The following is a 21,108-nucleotide window of genomic DNA, read 5'->3' as shown; positions in this document are numbered from 1 at the left end:
AGGACGATTACTTTGACTAAACGAAAAACAATGTCTAGAATGGAAAGAGGTAAAGTGCTAGGAGGAGTAAATGTATGAAAACAATATCAAAGATTGAAAATTTGTTTGCAGTAATAAATGAAACAGCAGATTTACTCGCTCAGGAGTGTAATATTACATACATAGAGGCGTTAGCTGAAACAGGAGAAAACTTATTTCAACAATCTATCTTACAAGAGGATTTAAGTGAGGTAACTTCTAAAAGCTTAAAAAGAAAATATGAATCTGTAACGTTAGGTTCGTATGATAGAGAAGAATTGCGAAAAGCTTTTCAATTAGCAATCTTAAAAGGATTAAAAGATGGTGCACACCCTAATCATCAAATGACACCAGATACAATAGGCTTGTTCTTGGGGTATCTTGTTAGTAAATTTGTGGGGAAACAAAACAAACTATCAATACTAGATCCAGCAGTAGGAACGGGGAATTTACTTACAACAATCCTGAATTATTTAACGATCGATGAAGTGGATAGTTACGGAGTTGAAGTTGATGATTTGCTTATTAGATTAGCTTATATAAGCGCAAATCTTCAGGAGCATCCTGTTCAATTTTTTAATCAAGATAGCTTAGAGCGATTGTTTATAGATCCAGTTGATCTAGTTGTTTGCGATCTTCCAGTTGGGTATTATCCTAATGATGTGGAAGCAGCAAAATATGAATTAAAAGCTGATGAAGGTCATTCTTATTCACATCACCTTTTTATGGAGCAGAGCATTAAACATATTAAGGAAGATGGATATTTATTTTTTGTTGTTCCTAATTCTTTATTTGAAACAAAAGAAGCGCCAAAGCTAAATGAATATTTACGGAAAGTAGCATTTATACAAGGCTTTATTAAATTACCATTATCACTCTTTAAAGATGAAAGACATGGAAAAAGTATTTTAATTCTTCAGAAAAAAGGAGAAAAAGCTACCCAGCCAAAACAAGCAATATTAGCTGAGCTTCCGAAATTTTCAAATAAAGAGGCAATGAGCTCAATTATGAAGCAAATCGATAAATGGTTTAGTGAAAACAAGTAATGAAAACCTAGAAAGAGGCTCAAAGGAGTCTCTTTTTTGATTTGGTAAAATTTGCTTAGAGAATGTCTAAAAAAGGGTGTAAATTCGTTATCCACCGTACCTAATCCATAAGTTTAATTATTTGAATTATACGAATTTTAGGTGTAACCGATTGCAATTTTATCAAGTTCTTGAAATGTCGAAATGTCAGTGTTTAAATGGAAAAGGCAGATAATAATCGGTAGCATTTTGTAGAGAATAAGAATGTAAAGATCGATGATGAATCTCTGTGAAATGATTTTTTTTCAATATAGACTAACGATTAAATGAAAGATGTCTTGCTGATCGTTTTACATATGAAGAGTTCTTGTTAACGGCAGCTTGTATACACAAAAAAGGAGAGTTACTAAATGGCAAAAATTATTGCAATCAATGCAGGTAGTTCATCTCTAAAATTTCAACTTTTTGATATGCCAAGTGAGACAGTATTAACAAAAGGATTAGTTGAGAGAATTGGGATTAATGATTCTGTTTTCAGCATTACTGTAAATGGAGAAAAACAAACAGATGTATCAGATATTCCAGACCATGCTGTAGCTGTTAAAATTTTATTATCTAAGCTTACAGGTTTAGGGATTATTCAATCTTTAGATGAAATAGATGGAATCGGACATCGTGTCGTACATGGTGGAGAAGTATTTAATGATTCTGTTTTAATTACAGATGATACACTTGCTAAGATTGAAGAGCTTTCTGATTTGGCACCACTTCACAATCCTGCCAATATTGTAGGAATCAAGGCTTTTAAAGAAGTTCTTCCAAATGTTGAAGCTGTTGCAGTATTTGATACAGCATTTCACCAAACAATGCCAGAGCAATCTTTCTTATATAGTCTACCTTATGAATATTACGAAAAGTATGGAATTCGTAAATATGGTTTCCATGGAACTTCCCATAAATATGTATCAGAGCGTGCAGCTGAAATCTTAGGAAGACCAGTAGAGCATTTACGCTTAATTTCATGTCACTTAGGTAATGGAGCAAGTATTGCTGCAATTGAAGGCGGTCGTTCTATTGATACATCTATGGGCTTTACACCACTAGCAGGTGTAGCAATGGGTACACGTTCAGGGAATATTGATCCGGCTTTAATTCCATTTATTATGGAGAAAACAGAAAAGACAGCTGATGAAGTGCTAGATATTTTAAATAAGAAAAGTGGTATTTTAGGGATTTCTGGTCTTTCAAGTGATTTACGTGACATCGAATCAGCTGCTAAAGAAGGCAACGAGAGAGCAGAAACAGCATTAGAAGTGTTTGCTAGTCGTATTCATAAATATATTGGTTCTTATGCTGCAAGAATGTCAGGTGTTGATGCCATTATTTTTACAGCTGGTATTGGTGAAAATAGTACAGAAATTCGCGCTCGTGTATTAAAAGGTCTTGAATTTATGGGGATTTATTGGGATCCTGCACTTAATAAGGTTCGTGGAGAAGAGGCATACCTTAGCTATCCGCATTCACCGGTAAAAGTATTAGTAATCCCTACAAATGAAGAAGTAATGATTGCAAGAGATGTAGTAAGAATGGCAAAATAATCATGTTTCTTAAAGGCAACCTCAGGTGGTTGTCTTTTTCTATATAGATTAAAAATGGTATGCAGGGTTAAAGTGTTTACTAACCAGCATACCGGGGTATTGTTTAGAATTATTTTTAGAGGAATTAGATAAAATCATAAATACTTAACACCTACGAACTTCAATTCTTTTTTATCATTCCCACTTTCTATGATCATTTGTTTTACCTTTGAGATCGCATCAATCATTCCATTGGCTTTAATAATAATTTCATCTGAATCAATCGTAAACACGAAATGTTTCATCTTCAACACTCCTTCTTAAATTTGATTGTGTTTATCATATGTTAGAGTACAACAACCATTCTATAAGATTGTTATATTTCGTTACATGATTTTCTTGTCGAAAGAAAATAGATGTAACAAAAACTTCATATTTGATTCTCAAATGCAATGATCTTTACAAAATCAATCTCTTTGTTATTATTCTGATTCTGGGCTTTTATGTTATGATAAAAATAACAAGTTCACCAAATAATACCTACTTTGCTTGGAGTAAGGAGATCATGAGGATGAATGAATTAGGTCGTGAGAAAGCTATATTAGAGGAAATTAAAACATGGGAAATTGACCTCCAAAATGATGGTCGTACAGATTTTCAAAGAACGTTTGACAGGTGGCTTACTCGGAAGCTCGATGACATACCTGAGCGAATGCAGAAGGTATTCTATGAAAAAGTGGATACAAGTCTTTTTAACCTGCACTCTGTTATTCAAAATTCATTTATACAAAAAGATGCGAAAAATCAAATATTGTTATCTGCAAGAGCATTGAACAATCGTATTCAGCAGGTCAGTGATTTGCATTTCCTTTCGATCGATCAGCTTCATTACTTAGCTGATTTACAGACTTCTAAACACCGGCTTTATTCGTTTTTCCAAGGGGGTATCACTGGTACGGGAGGTATGCTTCTCACAAGTGCTGATATTCCATTGCAGGCAGTTATGAATCTAAGAGCCACTCAAATGATTTCTATGTGTTATGGTTATGAGATAAATAATCCATATGAAATGATGACTTCGTTAAAAGTCTATCATGCCGCTTTAATGCCAAAACATTTACAATACGAACAATGGATTGAATTAAAGAAAGAACTCCAATCTGATAATGGAATGAATTATTTTTACGAAGGTAACGAGGATATGGCTGACCAAAATAGCATGAAGTATATTCTTGCTCAAATTGCGAAGCTTTCTGTATTATCTTTATTTAAGAGAAAATTGGTTGCAGGGATTCCACTTGTTAGCATGATGATTGGTGCTGCAGGAAATTATCAATTTACTAGGCAGATAACGGAATTTGCAAATAAATATTATCAATATAGACTTATATTTGAAAAAACTAGTCAGTAACAGGAGGGTATCATGAGTACTGAAGAACATAAGTTACATGCTCCTGATCATATAAGGTGCAAGGTCGTAACAATTAGTGATACAAGAGATAAAGAAACTGACAAAAGTGGTCGGTTAATAAAGAAATTATTAGAGGAGAATGGCCACATCACTGTTGGTTATGAAATCGTTCGTGATGAAAAAACATTGATTCGCAGTTCTGTTTTAAAAGGGTGTGAAACAAGAGGAATTGATGTTGTCTTAACAAATGGGGGTACTGGGATAGCGAAAAGGGATGTGACAATTGAAGCAGTTGAATCATTAATTGAAAAAGAAATACCAGGCTTCGGTGAGATTTTTCGTATGCTAAGCTACCGGGATGATATTGGTTCTGCAGCCATTTTAAGTAGAGCTATAGCTGGAGTAGCAATGAATACTGCGATCTTTTCTATGCCAGGTTCATCTGGTGCTGTGAAGCTGGCAATGGAGAAGCTGATCCTTCCTGAGCTAGGTCATGTAGTTAGAGAGGTTAAGAAGGACTTAATATGAAATCGTAAAAGAAGGCTAGAATGAGCCTTCTTTTGTTTTAGCTATGCGTTTTAACTAGTGACACATGTTGGGTTGCTCTAAACCATATCCACAAATCATTTATAATAGAAGCAAGCTCTGCAATTTCCCCGTTTAATTCACAAGATGTATCAAAATCTTCCTCGTGGTTCAGTAGCTCCTGCTTCCTATTTATTTCTTTTTCTACTTCTATTATTCTGTCAGGAATATGACCACGGATTTTTTCCCACTCTGCTAGTATGAGGTATTGTGTTTGCATACTATATGTTGTCCATGGTTTATCCAAGGTTGGAATCATTATATTAAGCCTAGGATCATAGGTAAAGTGTTCGCTCAATTTTTCTCCCTCTTCCGTTCATGACTATCCTTATTTTACAATACTGAAATCAAATCATCTATAAGTAACATTTTTATATGAATGGTATATATTAACTTGAGCAATACAGAAAAATTTATTTTTATACAAAGAATTAAGAAAATATACATTTTTCTATTGACGAAATAGGGAAACTGTTGGTAAAGTGTTATCTATACAACAAATGTATTTTTATAAATATATATTAATTTTTATACAACTAAGGAGGAACAATTAGATGAAAAAGGTTGTTTTAGCATATTCCGGAGGACTAGATACCTCTGTTGCAGTTAAATGGTTACAAGAACAAGGGTACGCAGTAGTTGCAGTTTGCCTTGATGTAGGTGAAGGAAAAGATACAGCATTTGTACAACAAAAAGCTCTTCAAGTAGGTGCTGTTGAATCATACATGATTGATGCTAAAGAAGAATTCGCAAATGATTTTGCGTTAGTTGCTTTACAAGCACATACACTTTATGAAGGAAAATATCCATTAGTTTCTGCGTTATCTCGTCCGTTAATTGCTAAGAAGCTAGTTGAAATTGCAGAAAAGGAAAACGCAATTGCAATTGCACACGGCTGTACAGGAAAAGGAAATGACCAAGTACGTTTTGAAGTTTCAATCAAAGCATTAAACCCTGATCTTGAAGTGCTTGCCCCAGTAAGAGAGTGGGGATGGTCTCGTGAAGAGGAGATCGAATATGCGTCTAAACATGGTATTCCGATTCCTATTAACTTAGATAGTCCTTATTCAATTGACCAGAATCTTTGGGGAAGAAGTAACGAATGTGGTATTTTAGAAGATCCGTGGGCTGCTCCTCCAGAAGGTGCATATGATTTAACAACACCAATTGAAAAAACTCCAGATCAACCGGAAATGATCGAGATTCAATTTGAGCAAGGTGTACCAGTGAAAATTAATGATAAAGCTTATCCATTACATGAATTAATTCTTGAATTAAATCAAATTGCAGGTAAGCATGGTGTAGGTCGTATTGACCATGTGGAAAATCGCCTTGTTGGGATTAAGTCACGTGAAGTTTACGAATGTCCGGGTGCAATGACATTAATTAAGGCTCATAAAGAGCTAGAAGATTTAACGTTAGTAAAAGAAGTTGCTCATTTCAAACCGGTGATTGAACAAAAGCTTGCAGAGCTTATTTATAACGGCTTATGGTTCTCACCATTAAAATCTGCTTTACACGCTTTCTTAAAGGAAACACAAACATATGTGACAGGTACGGTAAGAGTGAAATTATTTAAGGGTCATGCAATTGTTGAAGGAAGAAAATCTGACTACTCTCTATATGATGAGAAGCTTGCAACATATACGAAAGATGATGCATTTGATCACAATGCAGCAATTGGCTTTATCGAATTATTTGGACTTCCAACTAAAGTGAACAGCATGGTGAAAAATAACAAGAAGGTGGAAGTATGAAAAAGCTTTGGGGTGGACGCTTCCAAAAAACCCCTGAACAATGGGTGGATGAGTTCGGTGCATCCATCCATTTTGATCAGGAATTAGTTGAGGAAGACATCACAGGTAGTCTCGCACATGTTGAAATGCTTGGTAAGTGCGGAATTATTAGTGAAGACGAAGCAAAAGAAATCACAAAAGGTTTAACGTCATTGTTAGAAAAAGCAAAAAAGAATGAACTTTCTTTTTCTGTAAACTATGAAGATATTCATTTAAATATTGAAAAATTATTAATTGATGAGATCGGTCCTGTTGGAGGAAAATTACATACAGGGAGAAGCCGTAACGATCAAGTAGCGACTGACATGCACCTTTATTTGCGTAAACATGTGGCAATGGTTGTTGAATTAATTGATGGATTGCAACACTCACTAATTGGAAAAGCTGAGGAACATGTTGAAACAATTTTACCTGGTTATACTCATCTTCAGCGTGCACAACCAATCTCATTTGCCCATCATTTAATGGCCTATTTTTGGATGCTTGACCGTGATAAACAGAGATTTACTGAATCTCTTAAAAGAATTAATATATCGCCGCTTGGTAGTGCTGCACTAGCTGGTACAACCTTTCCAATTGACCGTGCTTATACTGCAGAAAAGCTGAACTTCGATGGTATCTATGAAAATAGCTTGGATGGGGTAAGCGATCGTGACTTTATTATTGAATTTCTTAGCAACAGCTCATTATTAATGATGCATTTATCACGCTTCTGTGAAGAAATTATTTTCTGGTGTTCCCAAGAATTTCAATTTATTGAACTTGATGACACTTACGCAACAGGAAGCAGTATCATGCCACAAAAGAAAAATCCTGATATGGCCGAGCTAATTAGAGGAAAAACAGGGCGAGTGTATGGAAACTTAATGTCACTTTTAACTATTTTAAAAGGACTGCCACTTGCTTATAACAAAGACCTTCAAGAAGATAAAGAAGGAATGTTTGATACCGTAAAAACGATTGAAGGAAGTCTTCAAATATTTATCGGTATGATTGATACAATGAAGGTAAACAAAGATAAGATGGAAAAAGCAACATCAGAAGACTTCTCTAATGCTACTGAACTTGCAGATTATTTATCAACAAAAGGTATGCCGTTTAGAGAAGCACATGAAGTTGTTGGGACTTTGGTTTATCAATGTATTCAATCAGGAATTTATTTAAAGGATCTGCCTTTTGAAGAATACAAAAAAGCCTCCTCTTTATTTGAAGAAGACTTATATGAAATGATCAATCCTTACGAAGCAGTAAGAAAACGTATGAGCGCTGGTGGGACTGGCTTTGAAATGGTAAAACAAGCGCTGGAAAAGGCTAAACAAACGTTAAAGTAAAACGGTTTTTTTACAAAAATAAAACAGTAATTCATAGTATAGGCTCCTTATTTTCAGATAAACTAATCGCGAGCATATGAAAATAAGGAGCTGAAAACTATGAAAGAAAGAAGAGTTACGAGACAAACGTATTACTACGACCACCTTGGCGAACAAGAAACAATGCAACAATTAACTGATTCTTATTCAAGTGGGGTTGTCGAACAGCAGTATGATCCAAACTTTTTACAAGAACATTTTCGAGCAATAAGAAAAGATTAAAAGTATGTTCGTGCTGGCTTAAGATGAGTCAGCTTTTTTAATCCACGAAAACCCTTCTAAACATCCTCAATTCCTTTTCAAAACAAGATAATTGTAAAATCTCACATTTATTAGCACAATAGAAGTAGTAATGGATAGATCTATCAGTTATTGTGATAATATCGAAGTAATCCAGTCCTATAATAAAAAATAAACAGTTTTACAGAGGAATATTCCTTTAGATAGAGCGTATTAATGATTGATATCCTTTTAAGGACAAGTTAAATGGGGAGGAAGATATCGTGAGACATGCCCTTATTACCGCAGGATCTAAAGGGTTAGGAAAAAAAGTCACTGAAGAGTTTTTACAACGCGGGTATTCAGTAACAATTAATTATCGAAAAGACATAGAAGCGGTAGAAAAGCTTAAAAATACCTATTCACATCTATCGGATCGTATTCTTTTTGTTCAAGGTGATGTTACGAAAAAAGAAGATCTCACAAACATGATTGATATAACAATTGAACGGTTCGGTAGAATAGATTGTTTGATAAATAATGCTGGTCCATACATATTTGAAAGAAAGAAGCTAGCTGATTATACAGATGAAGAGTGGTATCAAATGATAGAGGGAAATTTAAGTTCAGTCTTTCATTTGTTCAAAAAGATTATTCCAATCATGAGGCAGCAAAGATACGGAAGAATTATTACATATGGCTTTCAAGGAGCCGAATCCTCTCCAGGTTGGCTTCACCGCTCTGCTTTTAGTGCTGCAAAGGTGGGGCTTGTATCATTAACAAAATCAATAAGTATTGAAGAAGCAGAACATGGAATTACCGCTAATATGATCTGTCCTGGAAACATTGTCGGAGAAATGAAAGAAGCAACGATTGAGCAGTCTAGATTAATGAGTGATGTTGAATCGAAAACACCAATTGGCCGTTCCGGTACAGGAGAAGATATTGCAAGAACTGTTGCCTTTATTTGTGATGAAAACTCGGACATGATCACAGGTTCCATAATTGAGGTTACTGGTGGAGCAAACGTAATACATCGGTTTCATATCTGAAAACAAGAAAATATACATTCTTAGATAAATTCACTAACCTGTCTTATTGCGTCATCATATGATGAAATATGGTCATACTGATAAGAACGCAAATTAAAGGGTGAATACTTATGAAAATCGGCATTCCAGCTGAATTAAAAAATAATGAAAACCGTGTAGCGATAACACCAGCCGGGGCAAATCAGTTAATAAAATCTGGACATGAAGTTTGTATTGAAACGAATGCAGGATTAGGATCTGGCTTTACAGATGAGCAATACAAAGATGCTGGTGCAACGATTGTGAAAACAGCTACTGAGGCTTGGTCAATGGACATGGTAATGAAAGTGAAAGAGCCGTTAAAAGAGGAATTTTCCTATTTTCGTGATGATCTGATTTTATTTACTTATTTACATCTTGCGGCTGAACAAGAGCTTACAAAAGCTCTGATTAATAAAAAGGTAACATCGATTGCATACGAAACTGTACAGCTTTCAAATGGGGCACTTCCTCTATTAACACCAATGAGTGAAGTTGCCGGTAGAATGGCTGCGCAAATCGGTGCTCAACTATTAGAAAAGCCAAAAGGTGGTAAAGGAATTTTGCTTGCTGGAGTTCCAGGCACACAAAGGGGACGTGTTACGATTATAGGCGGTGGTGTAGCCGGTACAAATGCGGCTAAAATTGCCTGTGGATTAGGAGCAGAGGTTACGATACTTGATACAAACCCGGAACGGCTAAGGCAGCTTGATGATTTATTTGGAAAAGAAGTATCAACAATTATGTCTAGCCCCCTTACAATATCAGAATCGGTTCAACGAGCAGACCTTGTGATTGGGGCTGTGTTAATACCTGGGGCAAAAGCACCAAAGCTTGTTTTAGCAGAGGATGTAAAGACAATGGCTAAGGGCTCTGTTATTGTTGATATTGCCATTGATCAAGGCGGCATTTTCGAGACAATTGATAGGTTAACCACCCATGACAATCCAACGTATGAAAAGCATGGTGTTTTACATTATGCTGTAGCTAATATGCCAGGGGCAGTTCCAAGAACCTCTACATTGGCATTAACGAATGTCACTGTACCTTATGCGAATATCATTGCAACGAAAGGTTACCAAAAAGCTTGTTTAGAAGATTCTGCGCTGCTGAAAGGATTAAATACGTTGAAGGGATTTGTAACGTATAAAGCAGTTGCAAAGGCACATGGACTTACTTTTAAGGATGCCACTTCATTATTGAATTCATGAGTAAAACACCACATGAAAAACTTAGTGAAAGCTAGGTTTTTCATGTGAATCGTTTAACTAGAAATAAAAATGGGTAAAGTTTTAGTGGACTATCTTATTAATTTAACCATTTTAACTGAGTTAATTTCATAATTATGACTCTTAAATCAAAAAACGAACATGTTTATTAACCTTGAACATGTTAATAAACAATACACGGATAAAAACATTATTAAATGTGTAATTCATACGTTTTTTGATAACAAATGATACATTGTGAAATTGATTCAACTATATAAGGAGTTGAATAAAATGGATGTTTCATATCACGGACATGCAGTTGTACAAGTAACAGCACACAATAAAAAAATTATTATTGATCCATTTATTACTGGCAATGAATTAACAGACTTGACAGCTGATTCAGTTGAGGCAGATGTTATTATTCTTACACATGGTCATAATGATCATGTTGGGGACACAGTAGAAATTGCCAAGAAAAATAATGCTTTAGTTATTGCCCCATACGAGCTGGCGGTTTACATAGGGAAAAATGGAATTGATATTCACCCAATGAATATTGGGGGGGCATATGATTTTGATTTTGGTAGAGTTAAACTAACACAGGCTTTTCATGGGTCTAGCTATCAAGAGCCGGATGGTACCGTTATTTATACTGGTATGCCATCAGGTGTTCTATTAACATCTGAAGGCAAAACAATCTATCATGCAGGTGATACTGCACTCTTTACTGATATGAAAATGATTGGGGAACGAAATTCAATAGACCTTGCATTTTTACCAATAGGAGATAATCTAACAATGGGGCCTGAAGACGCAAAGGACGCAGCTCTTTGGCTAAATGCAAAGAAAGTCGTGCCCATCCATTATGATACTTTTCCAGCCATTAAGCAGGATCCAGAAAAATTCGCTCAATCCTTACCAGAAGGCATTGGCTTGCCATTAAAAGTCGGAGAAAAATACGAGCTATAATCGAGGGAATTAAATAGTGCTAGAAAGAAGCAAAGAATCTCATTCATTGCTTCTTTTTTTATGTGTACATGCATAAAATAAAACAAAGCTTCGATAGAAAGGATGAATCAATATGAAAAACCTAATGTACGCATTAATTGCATTAATGATGCTCTATTTTGGACTTCAACATATCTCACTTTCGGGTGACCAAACGCAAACTGTATTTGCGATGAGCTGGTTGTGCTTAGCGATTTTTGTTATTGGTGGAAACTTTGCTCATTATTTGTACCGACCAAAGCAACAGGTTCAAGCAAAGCAGCTAAAATCCTATAAGCAGATTCAGAAAAAGAGACAAAGACAAACACTGCGTTGATATAAGCCCTCTTCACCCTTATAATAAAAGTGGATTAGTTTGTTTTTTAAACCGTATTTGTGCGGTCTTATTAGATAAATGCACTAATATAAAAAGGGTGATGCAGCTTGGCTACAAAGCACGAGCAAATTTTGCAGTATATAACTTCACTGCCAGTTGGTGAAAAAATTTCTGTTAGACAAATTGCGAAGGATATAAATGTTAGCGAAGGAACAGCATATCGTGCGATTAAAGAAGCAGAGAACAAAGGATATGTTAGTACGATAGAACGTGTCGGAACGATTAGAATCGAAACTAAAAAGAAAGAGAACTTTGAGAAATTAACATATGCTGAGGTTGTTAATATTGTTGAAGGGCAAGTTTTAGGTGGACGGGCAGGTTTACATAAAACATTAAATAAATTTGTTATCGGTGCGATGAAGCTTGATGCCATGATGCGATATACAGGTGCAGGGAACTTACTTATAGTCGGGAATCGTACAACTGCCCATCAATATGCACTTGAAGCTGGTGCAGCAGTATTGATAACAGGTGGTTTTGATACAGAAGATAGTGTGAAAAAATTAGCTGATGAGCTAGAGCTACCAATTATTTCAACAAGCTATGATACCTTTACGGTTGGCGCAATGATCAATAGAGCAATTTATGATCAGTTGATTAAGAAAGAAATCGTACAGGTGGAGGATATTCTTACACCGATTGATAAAACAATTTGTTTATCAACGGTTGATACGGTGGCAACTTGGTATCAACATAACTATGAAACTGGACATGGTCGGTTTCCAGTGATAGATCAGAACTTAAAAGTGCAAGGAATTGTTACCTCTAAAGATATTATGGGGAACGACCATTCAACCCTAATCGAAAAAATAATGACTAAAAGCCCGATTACGGTCATTGGTAAAACTTCTGTTGCATCAGCAGCACAAATGATGGTTTGGGAAGGAATCGAAATTTTGCCGGTAGTAGACCAGCAGAATCGATTGCAAGGGATTATTAGTCGTCAAGATGTACTTAAGGCCCTTCAAATGATCCAACGTCAACCACAAATTGGTGAAAAGCTTGATGACATTGTGACAAATCAATTTATAACGATTGATGATGAATCAAAACGCAGTAGTATTTTTCGATGTGAAGTAACTCCGCAAATGACAAATCACCTTGGCACCATTTCCTATGGAGTTTTTACGACACTTGTTACAGAGTCCGTTAATCGTTATCTAAGAGCACAGAAAAAAGGTGACATTGTTGTTGAAAATATCACAATATACTTTATTAAACCTGTTCAAATGGAATCAGTGCTTGAAATTCACCCTAAAATATTAGAGGTTGGTCGTAAGTTTGGAAAAATTGATATAGAAGCATATAGCGACGGTGTTGTCGTAGGAAAAGCAATGATGATGGTTCAATTGATTGAGAGATAATACAGGATACAAAAATAGGGTTAACTGTTTTATAAAACAGTTAACCCTATTTTTTCGAAGAATTCTTTACTGTTGTTCTTTTATTTCTTTTAGAACATATGGAAGATAATGCTTGTAAGCGCGGTATCCTGCCCATGCACTGCCAAAACCGATTAACAGAAAAATAATTCCCACAACAAATGATAAGGTTGAGCGAAACATGAATAATTGATTAAGTCCAAAAAATGCAACAAACAGACCTAATGCAATGCTAGCTTTCGCAGATATCCAACTTTTCTCCGCTTGCTTATTTGATCTGTATGCTTTGACTTTATAGTACAAATAGAAAGCTAGCGAAAAAATTATAAGTACAACTAAAACTGGCATATAAAAACCTCCACTACTGAGATGAGTATTTTTTCTACTCTTGCATCTAGTAAGGTAAAAAAGAAGAAATATCTTCTTATACAACCTATAATAAAAGATAGCATGATTCGTTTAACATGTCTTTAAATAAATGCGATGAAATGAAAATCCTGAAGATTCATTCTTTTTTAAAATTTGTATTTATGATTTAATAAAACTATATAGAGAGAAAAGGAGACCAAAATGAAACAACAAATACTAGATGAAATTAGCCAAAATGAGACAATTATCATTCATCGTCATGTTCGTCCAGATCCAGATGCCTATGGCTCTCAATGCGGTTTGGCTGAAATGATAAAAGCTACATACCCAAATAAGAAAATTTATGTTGTAGGAGAATCTGAGCCAACGCTTGAGTTTCTCTATAAAATGGATCATATATCAGACGAGATATACCAAGAAGCACTTGTTATTGTATGTGATACAGCAAATCAAGCCCGCATCAGTGATCAACGTTATCATACAGGTAAAAAATTGATTAAAATCGACCACCATCCAAATGATGATCAATATGGAGATCTTTTGTGGGTTGAAACTGAGGCAAGTGCTACAAGTGAAATGATTTATGAACTGTACTTAGAAGGAAAAGATCAGGGCTTTAAATTATCTGAAAAAGCGGCAGAGCTTCTTTATACTGGGATTGTGGGGGATACAGGAAGGTTCCTATTCCCGAGTACAACGGAGAAAACCTTTCAGTATGCAAGTGCATTAATCTCAAAAGGAATTAATCCTACACCAATTTACGACGAACTTTACAAAACAAAGAGAAACGTCGCTAAACTTAGTGGATATGTACTTCAAAACTTTACGTTAACATCATCAGGCTCTGCATCAATGAGTATAACGAAAGATATATTAAAGGAATTTGATGTAACCCCTTCAGAAGCTTCACAGCTTGTTGGAATTTTAGGTAATATTGAAGGTGTGAAAGCATGGGTGTTCTTTGTGGAAGAAGAAAATCAGATCCGTGTTAGACTTAGAGCAAAAAAACTTGTAATAAATGAATTAGCTAAAAAATATAATGGTGGCGGACATCCACTCGCATCTGGAGCTTCTGTATATAGTTGGGAAGAAGCGAAACAGGTGTTACATGATCTAGAAGTGCTTTGTCAGGATGAATGATCCAATAAATAAGAAAGGGTTCGGTAATAACTGCCGAACCCTTTTTTAACCCTAGTCGGTAGTCATAAGATAACATAGTTCCTTGCATTAAAATTTACGATCCAGAAGAATTCTTGTTTAGAGGTTAGTTTGCTTACAATAAAGTTATGGATTACGTTTCTAGTGGTTTGAATAGAACATGTGATGAGGGTCTTTGAAAACGCCACTTTAATAATGGAGTTTTACATTGATGAAGAAATAATGATAGCGGTTACTTTTCTTTGGTCGGAATAAACCAATAACCTAGCTCTGTAGCATCCTCATACACATCCAATTGTAGAATCTGACATTCTTTTTTGATAATGTTTGCAAGCTCAGCTGTTTCTACATATGCTGAGAAGCCTTTTTTGATATGGTTAATCTTTTCCTGGACAACTTGTTTTGAACTTAAAATATACATATCCATCCCTCCGTTAAGTAGTGGTACAACAGATAAATCGTTATAAAGTGAGTTGGTTAAACAAGGAATCAATTGTCATAATTGTTGGAATAAATGTTCTGTGAAGAGTGGAAGGGGAAGTTAAAGCCAGTTTGTTAGAGAGCAAACCAGCTTGTTTTTAAGTGAATGTATTTTCCTTGTTTTTCCTATTTCTATTTTATCGGAAAAGGGAAGGTTTTGCGATTAATTTTTAATGAAAATCTCAAATATTTCAAATTCCTTAGGAGTATTGTTAGTCTACAAAGGATATTTTAACTTCAATGTATAGTGTGGTGGTTAACATGAATTTTGTCATTTCAAGTTTGTATTCTTTTCCATCAAACTTTAATGGTTTATTTTCAATGATTCGTTCTATTAATAGATGATTAGAAACGATACTCTCAATATCCTTGGCCATTACGTCTTTTAAATCTTCCTTTACACTGTTTTCAATATTCGTTATCCTAAAATCCTTAAAAAGGTAGCGATCACCGTTAGTTAATTTAATCTTAATCTCTTGAACAGTCAGCTTTTCTTGAGCTTTTTTGTTTAATTTTGTATACTCTTCTTGATAGATTTTCTTGTCATTCTCTAAATCTTGAATTGTTTGCTTTTGTTTATTTATAATTGTACTATGTTCTTCTTGAATAACTCCAAAAATAAAAAGGAAAACACCCCAACTAATAACTGCCCCTATTGCTGCACCTGCAAAAAAACGTTGCCATGAAGGTTGCTGATAGTGCGGTGGGATTCTCATGAAAGATGCTCCTGTGTTAACCAAGTGATAAGTAACCAACCTGTTTGAGCTCCACCCATAGCTGATACAATTAACAATACTTGTTTAACAATATCTCGTGTTTCACCTTGAAAAATTCCACGCTCAAAGCTGTAAAAAGCATCAAACGTACCACCTATTGCTGCAACAAGAGCCCAAATTTTTAGCCTATTAGCAAATTCAAACATTTTGGTTAATGGTGGTTCTCCTGCTAAAAAAGCACCAATGGCACCGATTAGCGTGCCACCTAAAAGTACTCCTAGTGCTATAAAGTAACTATGAATAAAAGCCGGCATAAAGGCTTCTTTGTCCATGACTATCAACCCCCTACTCTATATATATGGACGACCTATTTTAAGTATGAAAGAAAATATTGTTGTAGAAATGGTCTAAATTCTCTAACAGTGAACGCTCTTATTTGTAACTATATAACCGCGGGAATATAATGAGGATATATAAATGATCCTTGAATAAAAATTTAAAACAAATGTAGAAAGGAGGGGAATATATGCCGTTTGTTCACCTTCAAGTGAAAAGTGCATACAGCTTGCTCTCAAGTGCAGCAAGATTAGATAAATTAGTTAATAAGGCAAAAGAATATAAATTCAATGCTATAGCATTGACTGATTTTCATGTGATGTATGGGGCTGTAGCTTTTTATAAGCTTTGTCAAGAAAATGGAATAAAGCCTATTTTAGGTATGACAGTCACAATCATAGATGAACAACATGAGACGGACATGACAGCTGTACTACTAGCTGAAAATAACGAGGGGTATCAGAATTTATTAAAAATAAGCAGTGCTCTTCAAACAAAATCACCTGAAGGGCTTCCGGATCGATGGTTAAAAAGCTATCATTCTGGATTAATAGCCATTATTCCAGGACAGATGTTCATGGAAAGCTTTGAAAAAGAACAGTTTGAGCAAGTAATTGTCTTATTAAAAAAATATCAAACTCTATTTGGTGAAAACTCAATATACTTAGGAACTCAGAGAGTATCCTTAGAAGATGAGTCTCTACATAAACATTTACTGAATATTAGTCATGAAGTGAATATTCCTATGGTGGCAACGAATAATGTTTGCTATATCGAAAAGGAAGATTACCTTGCTCAGCAATGTCTAATTGCATTAAAACGTGGTGAAAAGCTTTCTGATTTTCATGTTGACCTAAAAGGTACACATGAAAATTACTTAAAGAGTCCAACTGAAATGGTATCTTTATTCGAGGAGTCCCCTGATGTATTAGAAAATACATTAAAGATAGCTGCTCGGTGTAAAGTGAATCTTAATCTGGGCGTTACGCATCTACCAAAATACCCTACTCCCAAAAACCAACATGCTGATGAATATCTTGAGGAGCTTTGTTACAAAGGATTAAATACAAGATTTGAAAACCCTGACTCTATCTATTTACAAAGACTAAGCTATGAGTTAGATATTATAAAAAGAATGAATTTTAGTGATTATTTTTTAATTGTATGGGACTTTATGAAGTACGCTCATGATCATGGTATATTAACAGGTCCAGGACGAGGTTCTGCTGCCGGCTCTCTTGTTTCATATGTGCTACGAATTACGGATGTAGATCCAATTAAACATAGGCTACTTTTTGAAAGGTTTTTAAATCCAGAGCGTATTACTATGCCGGATATTGATATTGACTTTCCAGATACAAGACGTGATGAAGTAATAGCTTATGTAGCAAACAAATATGGGAAGTTACACGTTGCTCAAATTATTACCTTTGGTACGTTAGCAGCAAAAGCAGCTATTCGTGATGTGGGGAGAGTAATGGGAGCTTCGCCTAAGGAAACAGATGTCTTATCGAAGCTGATCCCATCTCGACCTGGAATCACCCTTCAAGAAGCATTTAAAGAATCTCAGGCACTACAGAAATTAATTACTGAAAATGAGCTGAATAAAAAAATCTATGAAACAGCTTTAAAACTAGAAGGCCTCCCAAGGCATACTTCTACACATGCAGCAGGTGTTGTTTTAAGTGATCAACCTTTAACAAATATTGTCCCAATTCAGGAAGGGCAACAGGATGTGTACTTAACACAGTACTCTATGGATTACTTAGAAGATCTCGGGCTTTTAAAAATGGATTTTTTAGGCTTAAGAAATCTTTCTTTAATCGAGAATATTATGAAATCTATACAACGTGTTGAAGGAAAACGAGTTGATTTGACGAACATATCCTATCAAGACGAAAAAACGTTTGATCTTTTATCCCAGGGAGATACAACAGGAGTTTTTCAGCTTGAATCCGAGGGGATGAGAAGTGTTTTAAAGCGTCTTAAACCTAGCAATCTTGAGGATATTGTTGCTGTAAATGCGTTATACAGACCTGGTCCGATGGAAAATATACCACTTTATATTGACAGAAAACATAAAAGAAAAAGCACAACATATTTACATCCCTCACTGGAACCGATTTTACAGAATACCTATGGTGTTATTGTCTATCAGGAGCAAATAATGGAATTGGCTTCTACTATTGCAGGATTTACTCTAGGGGAAGCAGACTTATTAAGAAGAGCCGTCGGGAAAAAAAAGAAAGAAATACTAGATCAACAGAGGGAACATTTTGTCTCGGGCTGTATGAGAAACGGTTATAGTCAACAAGTGGCAAACTCAATTTATGATTTAATTGTAAAGTTTGCCAACTATGGATTTAACCGTAGTCATGCAGTTGCCTATAGTATGATTGCTTACCAATTAGCCTTTTTAAAAGCAAATTACCCTCTCCATTTTTTAACAGCTTTATTAACAAGTGTAAGTGGAAATGAAGATAAAGTTGCTCAATATGTTCGAGAGGCGAAACGTAAAGGTTTTGCAGTGCTGCCACCCTCTGTAAACAAAAGTGAGTTTGCATTTTTAGTAGAAGGTGCCAGTATTCGCTATAATTTAACATCTATTAAAAATGTAGGTGTAGCGGCTATTAAGGAAATTTTTCATGCAAGAAAGAAAAGACCTTTTACTGACTTATTTGATTTTTGTATAAGGGTGTCAATGAAAATTGTGACTAGAAAAACAATGGAGCAACTTATTTTTGCTGGTGCAATGGATGAGTTTACTATTGATCGTGCAACTTTGCTTGCAAGCCTGGATGTTGCCATTGAGCATGCGGAGCTAATGACTCCATCAGATGAAAGTCAATTTGATCTCTTTTTGGAAGAAGAGTTTAATCTAAAGCCAAAGTATATTGAAGTAGAGCCATTTAAAATTGAAGAAAAACTTAGATTTGAAAAAGAATCTCTAGGTTTATACTTTTCGATTCATCCTGTTGAAATGTACCGTTCAAACCTTCATGCAGTCCGTGCTGTTACTATTGATGATCTATCCTCAAATGTAGATCGAAAGGTTTCAATTGGGGCTTTGGTAGCAAATGTACGAACAATACGTACTAAAAAAGGTGAGGTTATGGCTTTTTTACTACTTGGAGATGAAACAGGAGATATTGACGCGGTTATTTTCCCACAAACTTATTCAAAGTTTGGTGAAAAGGTGAAGGACGGAATGATTTTCTATCTGGAGGGAAAAGTTGAAAGAAGACAGGATAAAATTCAGTTTATTGTTCAGCAAATAAAAGAACTGGATCACTTACCAGCCGTTTCAAAACATGGAAAGCTATTTGTGAAAATTGAGAAGCAGTTCTCAGATCAACAAAAGCTTCTAGATGTAAAGGAGATACTAAGTCGTTTTCATGGGAGTATCCCTGTCTACCTCTATTATGAGCATGATAAGAGGACCATTCAATTACCTGAAGAGTTCTCAGTTTCAGCTACAGAAGAGTGTTTAACAGATTTAATTAATTTACTTGGGCAAAATAATGTTGTGCTAAAACAGGAGTAGCCTTTAATTGTAAGGCTATTTTCGTAAATGAGTATGTTTATGCTAAACGATGCTTTACAATCAAATGAATTATGTTATCATTTAATAATGATTTAAAGTGGTCTGACCACTTTTTTAAAGAGTGATAGGCAGAATAATAATAGATACAGCTGAACTGGTAACCAAACAATTAGATTCTTACAATAGGGTACTTGTTCTAGTACTTTACATGGGGAGTGTTCATGATGTCATTAAGAGAAGAAGCCTTACATATTCATCGTGTTAACAAAGGGAAATTAGAATCAAAGTCAAAGATTCCAGTGAAAAATGCTTATGATTTAAGCCTTGCTTATTCACCTGGTGTAGCTGAACCTTGTAAAGACATTTATGATGATAAAAGCAAAGTCTATGATTATACGATGAAAGGTAATATGGTTGCAGTAGTTTCTGATGGTACGGCTGTGCTCGGGTTAGGGAATATTGGTCCTGAAGCAGCATTACCGGTTATGGAAGGAAAAGCTGTTCTTTTCAAAAGTTTTGCTGGAGTGGATGCATTTCCAATTTGCTTAAACACGACAGATATTGATGAAATCGTTAATACAGTTAAGTTGCTTGAACCAACGTTTGGTGGAGTAAACTTAGAAGACATAGCTGCTCCTAATTGTTTTGTTATTGAAGAACGTTTAAAAAAGGAAACGAATATCCCTATTTTTCACGATGACCAACATGGTACTGCGATTGTAACAGTAGCAGGGCTTGTTAATGCTCTTAAATTAGTCGGAAAAAGTATGTCTAATATCCGGGTTGTAGCTAACGGTGCAGGAGCAGCTGGTATTGCAATCATTAAGCTTTTATATAGCTATGGTGTAAGAGATATTATTATGTGTGACACGAAAGGTGCGATCTTTGAAAATCGTTCACACGGTATGAACAACGTGAAATCGGAAGTAGCTAAATACACAAATAGAGATCAGCTAGAAGGTAGTTTATCCGATGTTATTAAAGGTGCCGATGTATTTATTGGAGTTTCGGTTGAAGGGGCCTTGTCTAAAGAAATGGTTCAATCAATGAATGAGAATCCAATTATTTTTGCTATGGCTAATCCTGTTCCAGAAATTATGCCGAATGAGGCCAAAGAAGCTGGTGCGAAGGTTATTGGAACAGGTCGATCTGATTTTCCAAACCAAGTAAACAATGTATTGGCTTTCCCAGGAATTTTTAGAGGTGCGTTAGATGTACGTGCTACACACATTAATGAGAAAATGAAAATTGCGGCGGTTGAGGCAATTGCAGCACTTGTATCTGAAAAGGATTTAAGTCCAGATTATGTTATTCCGGCACCATTTGATCCAAGAGTGGCACCAGCTGTTGCTTCAGCAGTAGCTAAGGCAGCAATGGAAACCGGTGTGGCAAGAATTAAAGTCGATCCGGAGGAAGTTGCTGAGAAAACGAGGCAATTAGCCATCATTGATTAA

General features: G+C 35.4%; 21 protein-coding genes. 15 read left to right on the top strand and 6 right to left on the bottom strand.

The features are described from left to right. Positions 1 to 74: 74 nt before the first annotated feature. Both D9842_RS14045 and D9842_RS14040 read left to right on the top strand, forming a co-directional pair. Positions 75 to 1,064 (top strand): class I SAM-dependent methyltransferase, encoded by a 990-nt coding sequence (locus tag D9842_RS14045; protein WP_121663052.1) that lies wholly within the window; start codon positions 75 to 77, stop codon positions 1,062 to 1,064. A gap of 389 nt (positions 1,065 to 1,453) precedes the next feature. Continuing rightward, a complete protein-coding gene (locus D9842_RS14040; RefSeq protein WP_121663051.1) occupies positions 1,454 to 2,641 on the top strand; it encodes an acetate kinase in 1,188 nt (395 codons plus the stop codon). Positions 2,642 to 2,775: 134 nt separating this feature from the next. On the opposite strand, the gene D9842_RS25945 is transcribed toward D9842_RS14040, so the two are convergent. After that, on the bottom strand, positions 2,776 to 2,925 hold the full coding sequence (locus tag D9842_RS25945; RefSeq protein WP_162987436.1) for a hypothetical protein: 150 nt from the start codon (positions 2,923 to 2,925) through the stop codon (positions 2,776 to 2,778). Between the two features lie 266 nt (positions 2,926 to 3,191). Here D9842_RS25945 and D9842_RS14035 point away from each other — a divergent pair, with 266 nt between their 5' ends. Both D9842_RS14035 and D9842_RS14030 read left to right on the top strand, forming a co-directional pair. Beyond that, a complete protein-coding gene (locus D9842_RS14035) occupies positions 3,192 to 4,031 on the top strand; it encodes an EcsC family protein (RefSeq protein WP_162987435.1) in 840 nt (279 codons plus the stop codon). Positions 4,032 to 4,043: 12 nt separating this feature from the next. Beyond that, entirely contained in the window at positions 4,044 to 4,559 is a 516-nt protein-coding gene (locus tag D9842_RS14030; RefSeq protein ID WP_121663049.1) for a MogA/MoaB family molybdenum cofactor biosynthesis protein, read from the top strand. A gap of 37 nt (positions 4,560 to 4,596) precedes the next feature. On the opposite strand, the gene D9842_RS14025 is transcribed toward D9842_RS14030, so the two are convergent. After that, on the bottom strand, positions 4,597 to 4,914 hold the full coding sequence (locus tag D9842_RS14025) for a hypothetical protein (RefSeq protein WP_121663048.1): 318 nt from the start codon (positions 4,912 to 4,914) through the stop codon (positions 4,597 to 4,599). Positions 4,915 to 5,170: 256 nt separating this feature from the next. Here D9842_RS14025 and D9842_RS14020 point away from each other — a divergent pair, with 256 nt between their 5' ends. The 8 genes from D9842_RS14020 (at position 5,171) to D9842_RS13990 (ending at position 13,033) form a co-directional block, all read left to right on the top strand. Next, positions 5,171 to 6,373, top strand: coding sequence for an argininosuccinate synthase (locus tag D9842_RS14020; RefSeq protein WP_121663047.1), 1,203 nt, complete (start codon positions 5,171 to 5,173; stop codon positions 6,371 to 6,373). Further along, positions 6,370 to 7,743, top strand: a complete 1,374-nt coding sequence (gene argH / locus D9842_RS14015) for an argininosuccinate lyase (protein ID WP_121663046.1) — start codon at positions 6,370 to 6,372, stop codon at positions 7,741 to 7,743. Before D9842_RS14020 ends, argH begins: the two co-directional genes overlap by 4 nt. Positions 7,744 to 7,842: 99 nt before the next feature. Beyond that, positions 7,843 to 8,004: a hypothetical protein gene (locus D9842_RS25940; protein ID WP_162987434.1), complete on the top strand. Its 162-nt coding sequence runs from the start codon at positions 7,843 to 7,845 to the stop codon at positions 8,002 to 8,004. A gap of 281 nt (positions 8,005 to 8,285) precedes the next feature. After that, positions 8,286 to 9,053: an SDR family oxidoreductase gene (locus D9842_RS14010; RefSeq protein WP_121663045.1), complete on the top strand. Its 768-nt coding sequence runs from the start codon at positions 8,286 to 8,288 to the stop codon at positions 9,051 to 9,053. Positions 9,054 to 9,163: 110 nt separating this feature from the next. Beyond that, on the top strand, positions 9,164 to 10,282 hold the full coding sequence (ald, locus tag D9842_RS14005) for an alanine dehydrogenase (RefSeq protein WP_121663044.1): 1,119 nt from the start codon (positions 9,164 to 9,166) through the stop codon (positions 10,280 to 10,282). A 291-nt stretch (positions 10,283 to 10,573) separates the two neighbouring features. Then, positions 10,574 to 11,254: a metal-dependent hydrolase gene (locus D9842_RS14000; RefSeq protein WP_121663043.1), complete on the top strand. Its 681-nt coding sequence runs from the start codon at positions 10,574 to 10,576 to the stop codon at positions 11,252 to 11,254. A gap of 112 nt (positions 11,255 to 11,366) precedes the next feature. Beyond that, the gene (locus tag D9842_RS13995) at positions 11,367 to 11,609 is read left to right on the top strand and encodes a hypothetical protein (RefSeq protein ID WP_121663042.1); all 243 of its coding nucleotides are present in this window, start codon (positions 11,367 to 11,369) and stop codon (positions 11,607 to 11,609) included. A gap of 107 nt (positions 11,610 to 11,716) precedes the next feature. Beyond that, entirely contained in the window at positions 11,717 to 13,033 is a 1,317-nt protein-coding gene (locus tag D9842_RS13990; RefSeq protein WP_121663041.1) for a DRTGG domain-containing protein, read from the top strand. Positions 13,034 to 13,099: 66 nt separating this feature from the next. Here D9842_RS13990 and D9842_RS13985 read toward each other — a convergent pair whose 3' ends face one another. Then, on the bottom strand, positions 13,100 to 13,399 hold the full coding sequence (locus tag D9842_RS13985) for a YtpI family protein (RefSeq protein WP_121663040.1): 300 nt from the start codon (positions 13,397 to 13,399) through the stop codon (positions 13,100 to 13,102). A 222-nt stretch (positions 13,400 to 13,621) separates the two neighbouring features. On the opposite strand from D9842_RS13985, the gene D9842_RS13980 reads away from it, so the two are divergent. Further along, positions 13,622 to 14,560, top strand: coding sequence for a DHH family phosphoesterase (locus D9842_RS13980; RefSeq protein WP_121663039.1), 939 nt, complete (start codon positions 13,622 to 13,624; stop codon positions 14,558 to 14,560). A gap of 250 nt (positions 14,561 to 14,810) precedes the next feature. Here the strand turns inward: D9842_RS13980 and D9842_RS13975 are convergent, their stop codons facing one another. From D9842_RS13975 to D9842_RS13965, 3 genes are all read right to left on the bottom strand, one after another. After that, entirely contained in the window at positions 14,811 to 14,999 is a 189-nt protein-coding gene (locus D9842_RS13975) for a YtzJ family protein (RefSeq protein WP_098795022.1), read from the bottom strand. 271 nt (positions 15,000 to 15,270) lie between these two features. Continuing rightward, on the bottom strand, positions 15,271 to 15,774 hold the full coding sequence (gene ytrI, locus D9842_RS13970; RefSeq protein WP_098795023.1) for a sporulation membrane protein YtrI: 504 nt from the start codon (positions 15,772 to 15,774) through the stop codon (positions 15,271 to 15,273). Further along, positions 15,771 to 16,106, bottom strand: coding sequence for a sporulation membrane protein YtrH (locus D9842_RS13965; RefSeq protein ID WP_026560822.1), 336 nt, complete (start codon positions 16,104 to 16,106; stop codon positions 15,771 to 15,773). The genes ytrI and D9842_RS13965 overlap by 4 nt, the downstream gene beginning before the upstream one ends. A 194-nt stretch (positions 16,107 to 16,300) precedes the next feature. On the opposite strand from D9842_RS13965, the gene dnaE reads away from it, so the two are divergent. After that, entirely contained in the window at positions 16,301 to 19,654 is a 3,354-nt protein-coding gene (gene dnaE, locus D9842_RS13960; protein WP_121663038.1) for a DNA polymerase III subunit alpha, read from the top strand. Positions 19,655 to 19,878: 224 nt separating this feature from the next. Beyond that, entirely contained in the window at positions 19,879 to 21,108 is a 1,230-nt protein-coding gene (locus D9842_RS13955) for an NADP-dependent malic enzyme (RefSeq protein ID WP_121663037.1), read from the top strand.

The organism is Metabacillus litoralis (assembly GCF_003667825.1).
Lineage (GTDB): Bacteria > Bacillota > Bacilli > Bacillales > Bacillaceae > Metabacillus > Metabacillus litoralis_B.
Note: the sequence above shows the minus strand (reverse complement) of the source record. Positions and strands in the feature narration are given on the sequence as shown.

Bases quoted from the DNA above. Each gene is read 5' to 3' on its own strand.
- D9842_RS14045 (WP_121663052.1), top strand. From the start codon at position 75: ATGAAAACAATATCAAAGATTGAAAATTTGTTTGCAGTAATAAATGAA.
- D9842_RS14040 (WP_121663051.1), top strand. From the start codon at position 1,454: ATGGCAAAAATTATTGCAATCAATGCAGGTAGTTCATCTCTAAAATTT.
- D9842_RS25945 (WP_162987436.1), bottom strand. From the start codon at position 2,925: ATGAAACATTTCGTGTTTACGATTGATTCAGATGAAATTATTATTAAA.
- D9842_RS14035 (WP_162987435.1), top strand. From the start codon at position 3,192: ATGAATGAATTAGGTCGTGAGAAAGCTATATTAGAGGAAATTAAAACA.
- D9842_RS14030 (WP_121663049.1), top strand. From the start codon at position 4,044: ATGAGTACTGAAGAACATAAGTTACATGCTCCTGATCATATAAGGTGC.
- D9842_RS14020 (WP_121663047.1), top strand. From the start codon at position 5,171: ATGAAAAAGGTTGTTTTAGCATATTCCGGAGGACTAGATACCTCTGTT.
- argH (WP_121663046.1), top strand. From the start codon at position 6,370: ATGAAAAAGCTTTGGGGTGGACGCTTCCAAAAAACCCCTGAACAATGG.
- D9842_RS25940 (WP_162987434.1), top strand. From the start codon at position 7,843: ATGAAAGAAAGAAGAGTTACGAGACAAACGTATTACTACGACCACCTT.
- ald (WP_121663044.1), top strand. From the start codon at position 9,164: ATGAAAATCGGCATTCCAGCTGAATTAAAAAATAATGAAAACCGTGTA.
- D9842_RS14000 (WP_121663043.1), top strand. From the start codon at position 10,574: ATGGATGTTTCATATCACGGACATGCAGTTGTACAAGTAACAGCACAC.
- D9842_RS13995 (WP_121663042.1), top strand. From the start codon at position 11,367: ATGAAAAACCTAATGTACGCATTAATTGCATTAATGATGCTCTATTTT.
- D9842_RS13985 (WP_121663040.1), bottom strand. From the start codon at position 13,399: ATGCCAGTTTTAGTTGTACTTATAATTTTTTCGCTAGCTTTCTATTTG.
- D9842_RS13980 (WP_121663039.1), top strand. From the start codon at position 13,622: ATGAAACAACAAATACTAGATGAAATTAGCCAAAATGAGACAATTATC.
- D9842_RS13975 (WP_098795022.1), bottom strand. From the start codon at position 14,999: ATGTATATTTTAAGTTCAAAACAAGTTGTCCAGGAAAAGATTAACCAT.
- ytrI (WP_098795023.1), bottom strand. From the start codon at position 15,774: ATGAGAATCCCACCGCACTATCAGCAACCTTCATGGCAACGTTTTTTT.
- D9842_RS13965 (WP_026560822.1), bottom strand. From the start codon at position 16,106: ATGGACAAAGAAGCCTTTATGCCGGCTTTTATTCATAGTTACTTTATA.
- dnaE (WP_121663038.1), top strand. From the start codon at position 16,301: ATGCCGTTTGTTCACCTTCAAGTGAAAAGTGCATACAGCTTGCTCTCA.
- D9842_RS13955 (WP_121663037.1), top strand. From the start codon at position 19,879: ATGTCATTAAGAGAAGAAGCCTTACATATTCATCGTGTTAACAAAGGG.